This is a genomic window from Pseudomonas paraeruginosa, from assembly GCF_003025345.2.
GTDB classification, from domain to species: domain Bacteria; phylum Pseudomonadota; class Gammaproteobacteria; order Pseudomonadales; family Pseudomonadaceae; genus Pseudomonas; species Pseudomonas paraeruginosa.
Genome location: NZ_CP020560.1, coordinates 1,909,176 through 1,924,431 on the forward strand (window position 1 = coordinate 1,909,176; position 15,256 = coordinate 1,924,431).

14 protein-coding genes and 1 pseudogene are annotated in these 15,256 nt (G+C 45.7%); all 15 read left to right on the top strand.

The window, feature by feature from the left end; genetic code table 11:
• The first annotated feature begins 21 nt into the window (after positions 1-21).
• The gene (gene rpsA / locus B7D75_RS09195; RefSeq protein ID WP_003091442.1) at positions 22-1,701 is read left to right on the top strand and encodes a 30S ribosomal protein S1; all 1,680 of its coding nucleotides are present in this window, start codon (positions 22-24) and stop codon (positions 1,699-1,701) included.
• 136 nt (positions 1,702-1,837) lie between these two features.
• A complete protein-coding gene (gene ihfB, locus B7D75_RS09200) occupies positions 1,838-2,122 on the top strand; it encodes an integration host factor subunit beta (RefSeq protein WP_003091441.1) in 285 nt (94 codons plus the stop codon).
• A 28-nt stretch (positions 2,123-2,150) separates the two neighbouring features.
• Positions 2,151-2,492, top strand: a complete 342-nt coding sequence (locus tag B7D75_RS09205; RefSeq protein WP_050396326.1) for a lipopolysaccharide assembly protein LapA domain-containing protein — start codon at positions 2,151-2,153, stop codon at positions 2,490-2,492.
• A gap of 230 nt (positions 2,493-2,722) precedes the next feature.
• Entirely contained in the window at positions 2,723-3,772 is a 1,050-nt protein-coding gene (locus B7D75_RS09210) for an LPS O-antigen chain length determinant protein WzzB (protein ID WP_058174364.1), read from the top strand.
• Positions 3,773-4,051: 279 nt separating this feature from the next.
• Positions 4,052-5,032, top strand: a complete 981-nt coding sequence (locus B7D75_RS09215; RefSeq protein WP_053813650.1) for an NAD-dependent 4,6-dehydratase LegB — start codon at positions 4,052-4,054, stop codon at positions 5,030-5,032.
• 7 nt (positions 5,033-5,039) lie between these two features.
• Positions 5,040-6,190 (top strand): annotated as a pseudogene (locus B7D75_RS09220) (LegC family aminotransferase).
• Positions 6,187-7,341: a UDP-N-acetylglucosamine 2-epimerase gene (gene neuC / locus B7D75_RS09225; RefSeq protein ID WP_058174362.1), complete on the top strand. Its 1,155-nt coding sequence runs from the start codon at positions 6,187-6,189 to the stop codon at positions 7,339-7,341. The pseudogene B7D75_RS09220 and the gene neuC overlap by 4 nt, the downstream one beginning before the upstream one ends.
• A gap of 3 nt (positions 7,342-7,344) precedes the next feature.
• Positions 7,345-8,430 carry an N-acetylneuraminate synthase gene (gene neuB / locus B7D75_RS09230; RefSeq protein WP_058174361.1) on the top strand — a complete coding sequence of 362 codons (1,086 nt, stop codon included), beginning with the start codon at positions 7,345-7,347 and terminating at the stop codon, positions 8,428-8,430.
• A gap of 35 nt (positions 8,431-8,465) precedes the next feature.
• Complete coding sequence (locus B7D75_RS30075; protein ID WP_367019611.1) at positions 8,466-9,095, top strand: acetyltransferase; 630 nt, start codon at positions 8,466-8,468, stop codon at positions 9,093-9,095.
• A gap of 19 nt (positions 9,096-9,114) precedes the next feature.
• Entirely contained in the window at positions 9,115-10,161 is a 1,047-nt protein-coding gene (locus B7D75_RS09240) for a nucleotidyltransferase family protein (RefSeq protein WP_003150871.1), read from the top strand.
• Positions 10,158-11,168, top strand: coding sequence for a Gfo/Idh/MocA family protein (locus B7D75_RS09245; RefSeq protein WP_071537071.1), 1,011 nt, complete (start codon positions 10,158-10,160; stop codon positions 11,166-11,168). The genes B7D75_RS09240 and B7D75_RS09245 overlap by 4 nt, the downstream gene beginning before the upstream one ends.
• On the top strand, positions 11,165-11,863 hold the full coding sequence (locus tag B7D75_RS09250; RefSeq protein ID WP_003150876.1) for an acylneuraminate cytidylyltransferase family protein: 699 nt from the start codon (positions 11,165-11,167) through the stop codon (positions 11,861-11,863). The genes B7D75_RS09245 and B7D75_RS09250 overlap by 4 nt, the downstream gene beginning before the upstream one ends.
• On the top strand, positions 11,857-12,615 hold the full coding sequence (locus tag B7D75_RS09255) for an oxidoreductase (protein ID WP_058145899.1): 759 nt from the start codon (positions 11,857-11,859) through the stop codon (positions 12,613-12,615). Before B7D75_RS09250 ends, B7D75_RS09255 begins: the two co-directional genes overlap by 7 nt.
• A 70-nt stretch (positions 12,616-12,685) precedes the next feature.
• Positions 12,686-13,951, top strand: coding sequence for a hypothetical protein (locus B7D75_RS29325; protein WP_126632661.1), 1,266 nt, complete (start codon positions 12,686-12,688; stop codon positions 13,949-13,951).
• 142 nt (positions 13,952-14,093) lie between these two features.
• A complete protein-coding gene (locus B7D75_RS09265) occupies positions 14,094-15,242 on the top strand; it encodes an MATE family efflux transporter (RefSeq protein ID WP_181263683.1) in 1,149 nt (382 codons plus the stop codon).
• Positions 15,243-15,256 lie beyond the last annotated feature (14 nt).

Sequence of the window (15,256 nt, forward strand, 5' to 3'; positions counted from 1 at the left end):
CCTTTGACTACAGGTATGAACATGAGCGAAAGCTTCGCAGAACTCTTTGAAGAAAGTCTGAAATCCCTCGACATGCAGCCGGGCGCGATCATCACCGGCATCGTGGTCGACATCGATGGTGACTGGGTCACCGTCCATGCCGGTCTGAAATCCGAGGGCGTCATCCCGGTCGAGCAGTTCTACAACGAACAGGGCGAGCTGACCATCAAGGTGGGTGACGAAGTCCACGTCGCACTGGACGCGGTAGAAGACGGCTTTGGCGAAACCAAGCTGTCCCGCGAGAAAGCCAAGCGCGCCGAGAGCTGGATTGTTCTGGAAGCGGCTTTCGCTGCCGACGAAGTGGTCAAGGGCGTCATCAACGGCAAGGTCAAGGGCGGTTTCACCGTCGACGTCAACGGCATCCGCGCGTTCCTGCCGGGTTCGCTGGTCGACGTTCGTCCGGTTCGCGATACCACCCACCTGGAAGGCAAAGAGCTCGAGTTCAAGGTCATCAAGCTCGACCAGAAGCGCAACAACGTTGTCGTTTCCCGCCGCAGCGTCCTGGAAGCCGAGAACAGCGCCGAGCGTGAAGCTCTGCTGGAATCGCTGCAGGAAGGCCAGCAGGTCAAGGGTATCGTCAAGAACCTCACCGACTACGGCGCATTCGTGGATCTGGGCGGCGTAGACGGCCTGCTGCACATCACCGACATGGCCTGGAAGCGCATCAAGCATCCGTCCGAGATCGTCAACGTTGGCGACGAGATCGACGTCAAGGTCCTGAAGTTCGACCGCGAGCGCAACCGTGTATCCCTGGGCCTGAAGCAACTGGGCGAAGACCCGTGGGTTGCCATCAAGGCGCGTTATCCGGAAGGCACCCGCGTCATGGCCCGCGTCACCAACCTCACCGACTACGGCTGCTTCGCCGAGCTGGAAGAGGGCGTGGAAGGCCTGGTGCACGTCTCCGAAATGGACTGGACCAACAAGAACATCCATCCGTCGAAAGTCGTTCAGGTTGGCGACGAAGTGGAAGTTCAGGTTCTGGACATCGACGAAGAGCGTCGTCGTATCTCCCTGGGTATCAAGCAGTGCAAATCCAACCCGTGGGAAGACTTCTCCAGCCAGTTCAACAAGGGTGACCGTATCTCCGGTACCATCAAGTCGATCACCGACTTCGGTATCTTCATCGGTCTGGACGGCGGCATCGACGGCCTGGTCCACCTGTCCGACATCTCCTGGAACGAAGTCGGCGAAGAAGCCGTACGTCGCTTCAAGAAGGGCGACGAACTGGAAACCGTCATCCTGTCGGTCGATCCGGAGCGCGAGCGCATCTCCCTGGGCATCAAGCAGCTGGAAGACGATCCGTTCTCCAACTACGCGTCCCTGCACGAGAAAGGCAGCATCGTCCGCGGTACCGTGAAAGAAGTCGACGCCAAGGGCGCTGTCATCAGCCTGGGCGACGACATCGAAGGTATCCTGAAGGCTTCCGAAATCAGCCGTGACCGCGTCGAAGACGCGCGCAACGTCCTGAAGGAAGGCGAGGAAGTCGAAGCCAAGATCATCAGCATCGACCGCAAGAGCCGCGTCATCAGCCTCTCCGTCAAGTCTAAGGACGTCGACGACGAGAAGGACGCAATGAAAGAACTGCGTAAGCAGGAAGTAGAAAGCGCTGGTCCGACCACCATCGGTGACCTGATCCGTGCTCAGATGGAGAATCAGGGCTAAGTCTCTGATCCATCATGAAAAAGGGCGGCCTAGGCCGCCCTTTTTCGTTTTCGCCTTCTTGGACCTGTTCAAAGACTGATCAGCATGCTAAAAGAGACCTGAGCTGATCTAGCCGCTTGAAAAAGAAGGGAAAACCATGACCAAGTCGGAGTTGATCGAACGGATCGTTACCCATCAGGGGCAACTGTCCGCGAAGGATGTCGAGTTGGCAATCAAGACCATGCTGGAGCAGATGTCCCAGGCCCTGGCGACCGGGGACCGGATCGAGATCCGCGGCTTCGGCAGCTTTTCCTTGCACTACCGCGCACCGCGCGTCGGCCGAAACCCCAAGACCGGGGAGTCGGTACGCCTCGACGGCAAGTTCGTGCCGCACTTCAAGCCGGGCAAGGAGTTGCGGGATCGGGTCAACGAGCCGGAGTGATCTTCAACCATTTCACATTGGAGTCTTAATGCTTTGGATCAAGCGTGTATTACTAGGGTGCGGGCTTTTATTCGTCGCTCTTTTTGTTATTTTGCTGACGGTCGAGAATCAGCAGACTACACATTTCAAACTGCTTGGTTTTTACAGTCCTGAATTCTCGATTGTACTTTATATGACCTTGGCCTTTGTTTTAGGTGGGTTTTTTGGTCTCTTGATCGGCATGCCTCTTGTTGCGCGGATGAGAGTTCGCCTTTGGGCAATAAGAAAAGAGCTAGCCAAGGTTCAAAGGGAGAGTGACCTTCTCCAGGCTAAGCTCATAGCTTATAGTGGAGGTACGGTCAACCCGCCTTTATCGGGCGAAAGTGTATAAAAAGTGTATAAACAGCTTCATATTCTCCGCCGGAACTAAACTTTACAATGGAGGTCTAAGGCCAAGCGATTTTTTTTGAAAACCGTTTGGACACCACATGGTACAGTTTGTGAATGTAAATAGAGGTTTAACTTTACCTGGCGAGGCTTGGTTCATTAATCTGGATGACATATAAGAATTTTTTCGGTTTCTTTCTAAGAGTTACCCAGAATATTGATATGGAATAAAAAATGTCCGATAAGCAGAGTAGTGAAGCGGTTAATTATGAAGTGGATTTTATGGAGTTGATACGTGAGCTCTGGAAAGGCCGGTGGCTTGTTGTTCTAAGTGGGTTCTTTTTAGGGCTTTTAGCGGCGCTCTATGCCTATTTAAGTAAGCCTGTCTATGAGGCTCGAGTTATTGTACTGCCTCCTTCGTTAAGCAGCGTTGCAGGCTTCAACCAGGGGCGAACTAGTGATTCTGGATTGCAGCCTTTCAAGGTTCAAGACGTTTATTCGGTTTTTATTCGGAATCTTCAGTCTGATGAATCGCTTCGCCGATTTTTTGAGAATATTTATTTGCCGTCTCTAACTGATGCAGAGCGGTCAGAGTCGCGCGAGAAACTTTTTCGCTCCTTCAGTAAGCAGATAAGCATTAGTCTGCCGGATAGAGCGCAGCCTGATCGATATTTAATAGTAGCTAGGCAAGGTAATCCAGAGTTAGCTGCTGAGTGGGTAAAAAAATATCTTGCCGACGCAGCTGATCGGTCTCTGCAGGAGATGATGGCTAATGCATACCGTGAGATTGAGGTTAAAGCTAGGGATGTTGAACGACGTATTTATGTTTTGCGTGAAACTGCAAAACTGCGTCGAGAGGACCGCATTACTCAACTTCGTGAAGCTTTAAAGGTGGCCGACTCGTTGGGTTTGGAAAGACCTCCAATAATTAATGACCAGATGTCTGAGCAGCTCTCGGCAATAATGAGCGGTAATCTTATGTATATGCGAGGAAGTAAAGCATTGAAAGAGGAAATCCTGGTTCTGGAAGCGCGAACTTCGGATGATCCTTTTATTCCAGCTTTAAGGACTTTGCAGGAGTTGGAGTCGCTATACAGGGGGCTGAGTATCAAGTCTGAGCAGGTCGCAGTTTTTCGTCAGGATGGTGTAGTGGAAGTACCTGATTTCCCCGTGAAGCCAAAAAAGCTATTGATCTTATTTGGCGGGGCGATGCTGGGAGGGATGCTTGGTATGCTTTTTGTTGTAATTCGATTGTTTTATAGGCGAAATGCTAAGCTTTCCTAATATCGTTGTCGGTAAGCTAACTGAGTTTTTGTTTTTTTGTTCGGGGGAGGAGCTTGAAATGTATGGCGATTAATGTCTCGAGGGTAATATGGTTGTTGAGCACCAATGAAAGGTGTGTGCGGTTACGAATGTTGTGAAGTTGAAGGTTAAGATGCGAAGGGGGCATGTCTTAGCATCGGAAGGCCATTTGAGATTTTCTTGTGCTATCATAGTAAAGTAATAATTTCGGTTCATTCGCTTGTGCAGAAGCGTTCGTTATCGATTGTTTAGGAAGGAAATATGAAAAAAGTTTTGGTTACTGGGGCGGATGGGTTTATTGGTTCACATCTCACGGAGTTGTTGGTTGGTGAAGGCTATGAAGTAAAAGCTTTGTCTCAATATAATTCTTTTAACTATTGGGGTTGGCTTGAAGATGTGGCTTGTCTTAAGCAAATTGAAGTTTTAAATGGAGATGTACGCGATCCTCATTATTGCAAAAAAATTACAAAAGATGTTGATGTGGTTTTTCATCTTGCTGCTCTTATTGCTATTCCATATTCTTATGTGGCTCCGGATAGTTATTTGGAGACCAACGTTAAAGGGGTTCTAAATATTTGCCAAGCTGCCTTGGAGAATGGTGTTCAGCGGGTTGTTCACACTTCAACTAGCGAAGTTTATGGTACTGCTCAATATGTGCCAATTGATGAGAAGCACCCGCTCCAGCCGCAATCTCCCTACAGTGCGTCAAAGATTGCGGCAGATGCTATGGCAATGAGCTTTTTTAATGCCTTTGATCTTCCAGTCACTATTGCTCGTCCATTTAATACTTATGGACCTAGGCAGTCAGCTAGAGCTGTTATTCCCACTATAATTGCTCAGATCGCAAAAGGTATGAAGCAGATAAAGCTAGGAGATGTGTTTCCAACCCGTGATTTTAACTATGTGATCGATACTTGCAGAGGGTTTCTCGAATTGGCGCGTTGCGAGAAAGCCATCGGTGAGACTGTAAATATTGGGTCTAATTACGAAATTTCTGTTGGCGATACATTGAAACTCATTCGGGAGTTGATGGGGAGCGATGTGGAGTTTGTTACTGACGACCAGCGCTTGAGGCCAGAGAAATCAGAAGTCTTTCGTCTTTGGTGCGATAACTCCAAAATTCATGAGTTGACAGGTTTCGAGCCTACCTACTCGATTCGAGAGGGTCTGCAAGAAACAATTAACTGGTTTGTTCGCCCAGAAAATTTGGCGAAGTATAAGGCCGACCTCTACAACGTCTGAGGCTCTCATGTTTGATGCGTTAATTGATTTTGTTCGTGAGCAATACCGCACTCATGATTTCATTCCTTTGCATGCTCCGGTTTTTTCTGGAAATGAAAAGAAGTACGTTGTCGAAACTGTAGATTCGACTTTTGTGTCGAGCGTAGGCGCTTTCGTTGAAAAGTTCGAAAATAATATAGCAACCTATACTGGGTCGCCGAGAGCAGTAGCTACGGTTAACGGTACGGCAGCTTTACATGTTTCTTTATTGCTTGCGGGGGTTAAAGCCGGTGATTTGGTTATCACTCAGCCCCTTACATTTGTCGCTACATGCAATGCGATTGCATATTGCGGCGCAGAGCCTGTGTTCATTGATGTAGACCGACATACCCTGGGTCTTTCTCCGCTAGCGCTCGCAGCTTGGCTGGACGAGCATGCCCGTTTGGATAATGATGGAGTATGTAGGACCAAGGTTGGAGATCGTATATTACGTGCTTGTTTGCCAATGCATACTTTCGGCCACCCGGTTGAGTTGGACGCCTTGCTTGAGGTTTGTGGGCGTTGGGGTTGATTGTGATTGAAGATGCTGCCGAATCACTCGGAAGTCTCTACAAAGGTCGTCATACTGGTACTTTCGGTTCACTCGGCACATTAAGCTTTAATGGCAATAAAATCATCACCACTGGTGGTGGGGGCATGGTCCTGGCGGGGGAAGAGTTAGGAGCTAGAGCCAAACATATCACTACAACTGCCAAAAAACCTCATGCATTTGAATATGTACATGATGAAGTTGGCTACAATTATCGCCTTCCTAACCTGAATGCTGCTCTAGGATGTGCGCAGTTAGAAAATTTAGAGACGTTTGTAGCATCCAAACGTTTGCTGGCATCCCGTTATAAAGAATTCTTCGCTAGGCACTCCGTTGAATTTTTCATAGAACCTTTGGGATGTCGCTCCAATTACTGGTTAAATGCGATTCTTTGCGAGAATCAGAGGCAGAGGGATTCTCTCTTGGAGATAACTAATAAGGTTGGAGTTATGACTCGACCTATTTGGAAACTCATGACGCATCTTCCCGTATATGAGAAGTACCGACGGGGTGAGTTGACGAATGCTTTATGGCTAGAAGAGCGGGTGGTAAACCTTCCGAGTAGCGTATTGCCGGAGCCGTTTCCTTGATTCGTAAAGTGGCGGTTTTTACAGGAAGCCGGGCTGAGTATGGTCTGCTGTATTGGTTGATGAAGGACATCGCATCCCACAATGAGTTGCAGTTACAGACTGTCGTTAGTGGAATGCATCTCTCTCCCGAGTTTGGTGAGACTTGGAGAGCAGTTGAAAGTGATGGTTTTTCTATTGATGCTAAAGTAGAAATGTTACTTTCTTCTGATACTGACGTTGGCGTGGCTAAGTCTATGGGTGTGGGAATCCTAGGTTTTGCTGATGCGCTTGATCGCCTCCGTCCGGATATTCTCATTATTTTAGGCGATCGTTTCGAAGCGCTTGCCATTGCCCAGGTGGCCCTAGTAATGAAGATTCCCATCGCTCATTTGCATGGTGGGGAAATCACAGAGGGTGCTTATGATGATGCTATCCGTCATGCCATCACGAAGTTTTCTTATCTACATTTTACGTCTACTGAGCAATATCGCAAGCGAGTGATCCAGTTAGGAGAATCGCCTGAGAGAGTTTTCAATGTCGGAGCAATAGGGCTGGATCATCTTCTCCGAACATCAAAAATAAGCCGCGAAGCCTTATCCGAAAGTCTCGATTTTGATTTGTCCTCTCCGTATCTACTGGTCACTTATCATCCGGTAACGCTTGCTGAGGAAGAGCCGCAAGGCACCTTTCGAGCTTTAATGCAAGCCTTGGATTGTTTTCCAAGTTATAATGTTATTATCACTTATCCAAATGCTGATAATGGCGGGAGGACGATTATTCCATTAGTGGAAACCTATGCGCGCCAATCGGCGGGACGCGTCAAAGCCATTCCATCGTTAGGTTTCAAGCGATACCTGAGTGCTGTAGCCATGGCTAGTGCGGTGGTTGGCAACTCTTCTAGCGGTATTATTGAGGTGCCGACGTTTGGTATACCGACTGTTGATATCGGAGCACGTCAGAAAGGCCGATTGGCAGCTGAATCGGTGATTCACTGTGCAGCTGATGCGTTATCGATAGAGGATGCTCTGCGGCGTGCTTTGACGCCTGAGTTTGCAGAGAGCTGTAAAAAAGTTATCAATCCTTATGGAGCAGGTAATACTTCTCAGCGAATTGTCCATATCCTCGCCTGCTCTGAGGTGAACTATAATAAGCCCTTCTATAACTTGAGCTAAATTATGAAAGCGCCAGATGAAAGAGCGGTTTTCGTTATTGCGGAAGCTGGGGTCAATCACAATGGTGATCGGGATCTTGCTTTCAAACTAATTGATGTAGCGGCGCAAGCAGGGGTCGATGCAGTAAAATTCCAGACTTTTAATGCCAAACGGCTGGCATCTCGCTCTGCACCAAAGGCAAATTACCAAAAGCATACTACTGATGTAACTGAAAGTCAGTTAGCAATGTTGAAGAAGCTTGAGCTACCAAAAGAGTGGCATTTCGAGTTGCAGGCGCATGCCCACCATAACGGTATTGAATTTATTTCTACCGCGTTTGACTCGGACAGTCTAGCCTTTTTAGCCGAAATGCAGTTGCCTTTTTTTAAGGTGCCGTCGGGAGAACTTACTAATGGACCACTCCTATGGGCATTCGCGAAAACAGGTAAACCTCTGATTCTATCTACTGGTATGGCCACATTGAGTGAAGTTGAGCAGGGCCTAGCCATCGTGGCCCATGCTTTGTCATGCGATAATGAGCCTAAAGATATGGACGAGGTGTGGAGACTTTGGAGTAGTCCTTCTGTTCGAATGCAATTACAAGGACATGTGTCTTTACTGCATTGCACCTCCCAATATCCAACCCCTCCTGACGAGGTGAACCTTTTGGCAATGGACACGCTGAGAAGCTTTGGTCTTGCCGTCGGATATTCAGACCACACTGAGGGGGGGCTGGTGCCGATTGCAGCGGTTGCCAGGGGGGCGTGCATCATCGAAAAGCACTTTACTCTAGATCGTTCAATGCCGGGGCCTGACCATAAAGCTTCGCTGGAACCCGGCGAGTTGGCCCAAATGGTTGCTCAGATTCGCATGCTTGAGGTTGCGTTGGGAAGTCCCTACAAAGCACCGCAACCTAGCGAGTGGGATACACGTCAAGCTGCACGGCAGCAGGTGGTTGCGGCGCGTGACATCGAAGCGGGTATGATTATTACTCGGGATGACCTGACAACCGCGCGTAGCGGGCATGGTTTGCCACCGACCTCTCTTTGGGAACTGGTTGGCAGCACCAGCAAGCGTGCCTTTCTGGCAGGGGAAACACTGGAAAAATGAGGCCTTCAATGCCCGTAAGTATGCCGCTTGTCCTGATGGGGGCAGGAGGGCATGCGAAGGTATTGTATTCGTTGATTAATGCGTGTGGACTATCCTTACTGGGCGTTTGCGATCCAGGCCTCGCTGGAGCGGGGACAAGCCATTGGCGAGGTGTGCCAGTACTTGGAGGTAACGAGGTGCTCGAAACGCTCGATCCTGACTCCGTAAGACTAGCTAATGGGATCGGACAGGTGGTTGGCAAAAACGTACGCCAGCGTATTTATGAGCAAGCCCGCGAGAAGGGGTTCATATTTCCACCTCTGGTGCATCCTTCCGTTTGGCTTGATGAATCAGTGACGCTGTCCGATGGTTCACAACTGATGGCGGGAGCCATAGTTCAACCAGATGTCAAAATTGGCTGTAATTCTCTGATTAACACTAACGCGAGCTTGGATCATGACTGTCAGATTGGTGATCACGTCCATGTCGCACCTGGATCAGTGCTATGTGGAGGGGTAGTTGTCGCTACTGGGGCTTTCATCGGGAGTGGAGCTACGGTGATTCAGGGAATTACTATCGGTGAGCGTTCAATTGTTGGGGCCGGTACGGTAGTTGTCAGAGATGTGCCGGAAAGGAGCATCTTGACCGGACCTTCAGTGCGGCCGAGGCCGTTGGCAGGCGATTGATTTTTAGAGAAGGAATGCAATGAAGCAGTGGGAAAAAGCGCTCATTACTCTGGATAGCACGATAGAGGACGCGATCACTACTTTGGATCGAGTTGCGATGCGAATTGTCATGATCGTGAACGACCAGCGACAGTTGCTTGGAACCCTTACGGATGGAGATGTAAGAAGAGCTCTGCTTAAGCAACTACCGCTGAATACGCCAGTAGGGAATGTAATGTGCAAAACCCCTAGAACGGCCGAGCGGGATTGGGGGCGAGAGCGTATCCTGTCCGTGATGGAGAAGTACTCTCTTCTCCAGTTACCGATTATCGACGAGAAGCGTAAGGTAATTGGTTTACAAACTTTGCATGACTTGCTGAACAAGCCTCGTTTGGATAACCCGGTTTTTCTAATGGCGGGAGGCTTTGGTACACGTCTCCGTCCACTAACTCATAATTGCCCGAAGCCTCTTTTGAAGGTGGGTGAAAAACCAATTCTCGAAATAATATTAGAGCGTTTCATTGGAGCTGGCTTCCATCGTTTCTTCATTTCTACCCATTATATGCCAGAAATGATTCGTGAGCATTTCGGCGATGGAAGTCGGTGGGGTGTCAGTATCCGCTATGTACATGAAGAAACTCCACTTGGGACAGGTGGGGCATTGGGTTTACTACCCCATCATGAGATAGACTCTCCGTTATTTCTCATGAATGGTGACTTGTTAACAACCTTGAATTTCTTGAATCTTCTCGAGTTCCATACTGCGCACGGTGGTGTGGCAACTATGTGTGTGCGTGAGTACGAGTATCATGTGCCTTATGGCGTAGTGCAAAGTGATGGGCACCGCATAAGCTCAATGGTTGAGAAACCTGTGCAAAAATTTTTTATCAATGCTGGAATTTATCTACTTTCACCAGGTCTCGTAAAAAGTGTTAAGGCTGGCACCCGGATTGATATGCCTACTTTATTAGAACAGGAAATTGAGCGACAGCAGGCAGTAAACATGTTTCCGGTCCATGAGTATTGGTTAGATATCGGGCGCATGGAAGACTTTGTGCGGGCACAACAAGAGTTCGCATCTTTATGACAAGCAACGAGTGTTTTCTGATAGTTGGCAGCGGAAGCATAGCACGCCGACATATGAGAAATATACAGTCTACTTATCCGCAGGCCAAGATAGTATGTGTCTCTGCCTCAGGTAGAGAGTTGAACTCAAATGAATTGCCTTCAGGTGTATCAGCTCTTGGTTCTTTGCATGACGCTTTGCAGGTAATCCCCACTTTTGCCATTATTGCTTCTCCAGCTCCTTTACATGTAGAGCAGGCGAGTCTTTTGGCTTCGAGTGGTGTCTCGATTTTAGTTGAAAAACCATTAAGTGATTCATTGGTACGCTTTGCCTCTCAGGGTGGAGCTTCGCTGAACGGAAAACGTATTCTTGTTGCATATAATCTTCGCTTTATGCCTTCAATAAGAGTATTCAGGCAGTATATTGATAGTGGGAAGCTAGGGCGAATTCATTCTGTAAGTTGTGAAGTTGGTCAATATCTTCCCGACTGGAGACCAGATAGTGACTATCGAAAAAATGTTTCTGCACAACGCACCTTAGGCGGTGGTGCTCTACTTGAGTTAAGTCACGAACTAGACTACCTTCAATGGCTCTTTGGACCCGTTGCCAATGTCTATTGCATAGCACGAATATCTGGTGCATTAGAGTTGGACGCGGAAGATACTGTTGATGCCTTGCTCGTATCCCAAAAGGGCTATGTCATCAATCTACATATGGATTTTCTGCAGCGAACTGCGACACGTAAATGCAAAGTGGTTGGTGAGCATGCTTCTCTGGAATGGAATATTTTAGATAACAGTGTTGTTTTGTACAGTTCATTGGGTAAAAAACAAGTACTTTACAGTGACCAGGAATATGATCGGAATAGAATGTATATAGATGAACTGCTTCATTTTGTCGACGTTGCGAAAGGAAAAACTTCGGCACTGGTAACGATAGAACAAGGACTTGAGACATTAAAGTTGGTTGAGGCGCTGAAGCGGTCTTCAGCAAGCGGAAAGGTCATTTCTCTTAGGGATTTCTCATGACGACAGCTTATTCTTTCATCTTTGCGCGTGGGAATTCCAAAGGACTTCCAGGAAAAAATATAAAGATTCTGGGAACAAAACCTCTGCTCGCACACTCTATCGATGTCGCTAGGTCTGTTCGAGAAATAAGTAAAATATTTGTCTCAACTGATTGTAAGGCTATTGCCGACGTAGCTCAGCAATATGGGGCGGAAGTCATCTGGCGTCCTGAAGAGTTAGCAACTGATAACTCTCCGGAATGGCTTGCATGGCAACACGCTATAAAAACCTTGCGAGACAGGGGAGATCAATTTGATTTATTTGTTAGCCTGCCCGCGACCAGCCCATTACGTAGTACTGAAGATGTCCAAAACTGTATTTACGGCATAGACGAAAATGTTGACATAGTCGTCACTGCTACACCAGCGGCTCGAAGTCCTTATTTCAATATGCTTGTGCGCGATGAGCGAGGCATAAGTACGACTGTTTGTTCTGGGGATACCATTTATCGTCGGCAGGATGCTCCAATGGTATATGACATGACTACAGTAGCATACGTTACTCGGCCGGAATACATATTAGGAAATGAGAGGCTTTTCGCGGGAGTTGTTAGGTCAATTGTTGTTCCTCGAGAGCGTGCCATAGATATTGATGACATTTATGATTTTAAAATGGCCGAGATGTTGATTATGGAAAAAGAGTCTAATATATGTTGAACGGTAAGAGAGTGTTGATTTCTGGCGCCGGAGGGCTGCTCGGTACTCGTTTGGTAGAACGATTACTATCGGAGAACTCCATAGTTATTGCTGCTGATTTAGATGTTGAATTACTTCGTGAGCGTCTGAAGGCCATCGGTATTTCAGAACATTCCAGTTTATCTCTGGAAAAGTTGGATTTAAATGATTCTGAAGAGGTTATGTTTTTTTTTAACGCTCTACCTTGTTTGGATGGAGCAGTAAATTGTGCTTATCCCAGGAACAAACAATATGGGCGAAAGTTTTTTGACGTTGAGCTAAAGGATTTTAATGAAAATCTTTCCCTCCATCTGGGGGCTTCATTCTTATTTATACAACAATGCGCTAAATTTTTTGAGAAACACAAGACGCCATTCTCTCTTGTAAATATATCCTCAGTTTATGGAGTAGCGGCTCCGAAATTCGAGATATATAAAGATACTTCAATGACCATGCCGGTAGAATACGCAGCTATAAAATCGGCGCTTATTCATCTTAGCAGATATGCGGTATCTTTTGTCGGTGATAGTAACTTTCGGTCTAATTGCGTTAGCCCTGGCGGGATATTAGACAGCCAGCCTAGCTCCTTCTTATTAAGTTATCGTGATGAGTGCTTGGGTAAGGGGATGTTGAATGTAGAAGATGTGCTTGGAAGTATAGTTTTTTTGCTTTCTGACCAGTCAAAATATATGAACGGACAGAATTTGATTATAGATGATGGGTTCACTTTATGAAGTGTAGATTTATCATTAAGCTAATGGCTAGGGGGCGACGTCCTATTGTGCAAGACATGGCGTACAATAAATGACTCTATTCTTTTCCTCTGCTTTTATGGTTTTTTCTTTTCTGCTCTTCAGAAATAAGAAAATTATATGCCCGTCTAATGTGGTTTTTGGGAACTACTTCCTATATTTGGTTTTTCCAGCTACGCTTTTTTATATACTCGAGTGGCTGTCTTGGGATTATGTCTTACCATGGGGGAAGCTCAATGATTGGGCATCTGTCTCGCAGGAAGCCATCCTAGCTTATCTATACGTATTTACACTCTTTTTCCTTTTTACACGATTTTTTGAAACGCTTTTTGATCGAGTTGAAAGATCGGAAATTATATATGAGTATCGTGCCAGGCCTTTAGCGATATTCCTTTGTGCACTATCTCTTCTTATTGGATGTATTTATTTTCTTCAGGTGACGGGAGGGTTGGATTCATGGGTAGAAAATTATAGTGAAACCTATCTTTCTAAGAAGAAAGGATACGGTTTGCTTAATTTCTTTTTAATAATGTGGTCAAATTTTCTAGCGTTTTGGTTGGGTTTCTATTTTAAAACTTCTCATCGAAAGAGTTGGTTCTTGGTTGTTTTCGTACTTTTAGTTTTGGGTTTTTGTGCTTATGTCCAAGGTATAAAAAGTCGAATATTTCTATTTGGTATATTTTTTAGTTTACCTTGGCTAGCAAGCGCTCGTTTGAGTCTGAAACAAGGTATAGTATTGTTTCTAGGGTTTATGTTTCTTTTTTCTGGTGCGATGTATGTTCGCTCCAATGGCTTCTATAACTCACCAGAGATGCTGTTAGAGTATTTTTTAACTTACTTTAATACCATATTTTTACATGACATGATTCTGCATGACATGCAACCAGACTATTTAGCGACTATGTCCTTTCCGCTTAACAAATGGTTAACTTTTGTTGGGATACCTTCTCCTGACTATTTGCATGATATAAGCCGTTGGCTTACTTCTATTTATTTTCCTTCTCAATGGTTTAAGGAATCTGCTACTCAACAGTGGCCAATAGAGACTGAACTCTATTTAAACTATGGGGCATATATATTCTGGAGTATACCTATTTTTATATACTCCCTCTATATGTGTGCTCTTTATTCTCTAAGATTCAGAGGGGGCCCTGTTCTGCTCTTTATCTTTATGGCCGAGCTTTTTTTATTCTTGAGCATGTTTAGAGGAAGCATGTTGCAATGGATCTATATTTTCCACGTGCTTTTCTATCTTATGCTTTTGGTAGGGCAGCGATTGTTATTCATTCGTATTAAAAGCCGAGGCATGGTTGAATGAGCAGCTATAGGAAAAATAATTGGTTAAATAGACCAGGGGCTCGTTTTTTGGGGCAGTTGCTGTGAGCCGAATTTTGAATATCGGTTTGCGTGGTCTAACTCTATTAAATAAATTTCTTTTAGTCTTTTTCCTGGCACATTTCATGAATGCCGAGGATGTTGGCATTTATGGTCTTGTGGCTGCGACTATTGGTTATGGAGTGTATATAGTCGGATTTGAATTCTATAATTACTCTAATCGTGAGTTAGTCATCGCTCCACAGAGTGAATGGTTACCCTTGATACGAGATCAATTTCTCCTATATCTCCTAATATATGTAGTGACTTTGCCTTTTATTGTTACAGTCTTTTGGGGTGGATGGCTTCCTTGGCCGTATTTTTCAATTTTTGTGACTCTTTTGTTACTTGAACATATTGCCCAAGAGTTCAATAGAATATTGGTTGCTGCTTCGAAGCAATTATTGGCAAGCGTGGTTCTTTTTGTTCGTAGCGGAATCTGGTGCTTAGTAGTTATTCTATGTATGTGGTTCGATCCAGTTTTTCGATCGCTACAGTTCACTTTCTATAGCTGGATTATATCTTGCTTGTTCGCATGTATTATAGCGATTTATCAAATTCTTCGCTTAGGTAAATTGCGTGGCAGCCGCCCAGTAAATTGGACTTGGATACGAAACGGGATTAAAGTGGCTTTACCATTTTTGCTCGCTAGCTTAGCCATACGGGGGATCTATACATTCGATAAATATTTTGTGGATAGTATTTCAAATCTACAAGTGTTAGGTGCATATACGATCTTTGTAGGTATGGCTACCGCTGTCCTATCCTTTTTGGATGCAGGAGTTTTTGTTTTCTATATTCCTCGGCTAATAAGGTCCGCTAAGAATGAATCGACGCATGACTTTCAGAAAGTGATGCGTGAGTTAACTATTAATACTGTGATTGTAATATTTTTCCTTTCTGTTCTCTGTTGTTTCGCTGGAATCCTTATTAGTACTTGGCTTTCTTCACCTGTTTATAAAGAAAACTTAGATATGTTGTACTGGCTACTTTTCGCCAGTGCTCTTTATGGGCTCAGCACGATACCTCATCTAGGTTTGTATGCTTATGGTCGAGATAGACCAATATTACATTCCCAATTATGTGGGTTTTGTGTCTTCATACTCTCTGCCTACTTATTTTCTTCCTCTTGGGGAGTAAACTCTATTGCAGTCTCAATGGCTATTTCATTCTTTTTTATCTTTGCTTGGAAAATATCTGCATATTTTTCTTTTGTTAAGGATGCAAATAATTAATTTAATTTTGAGGT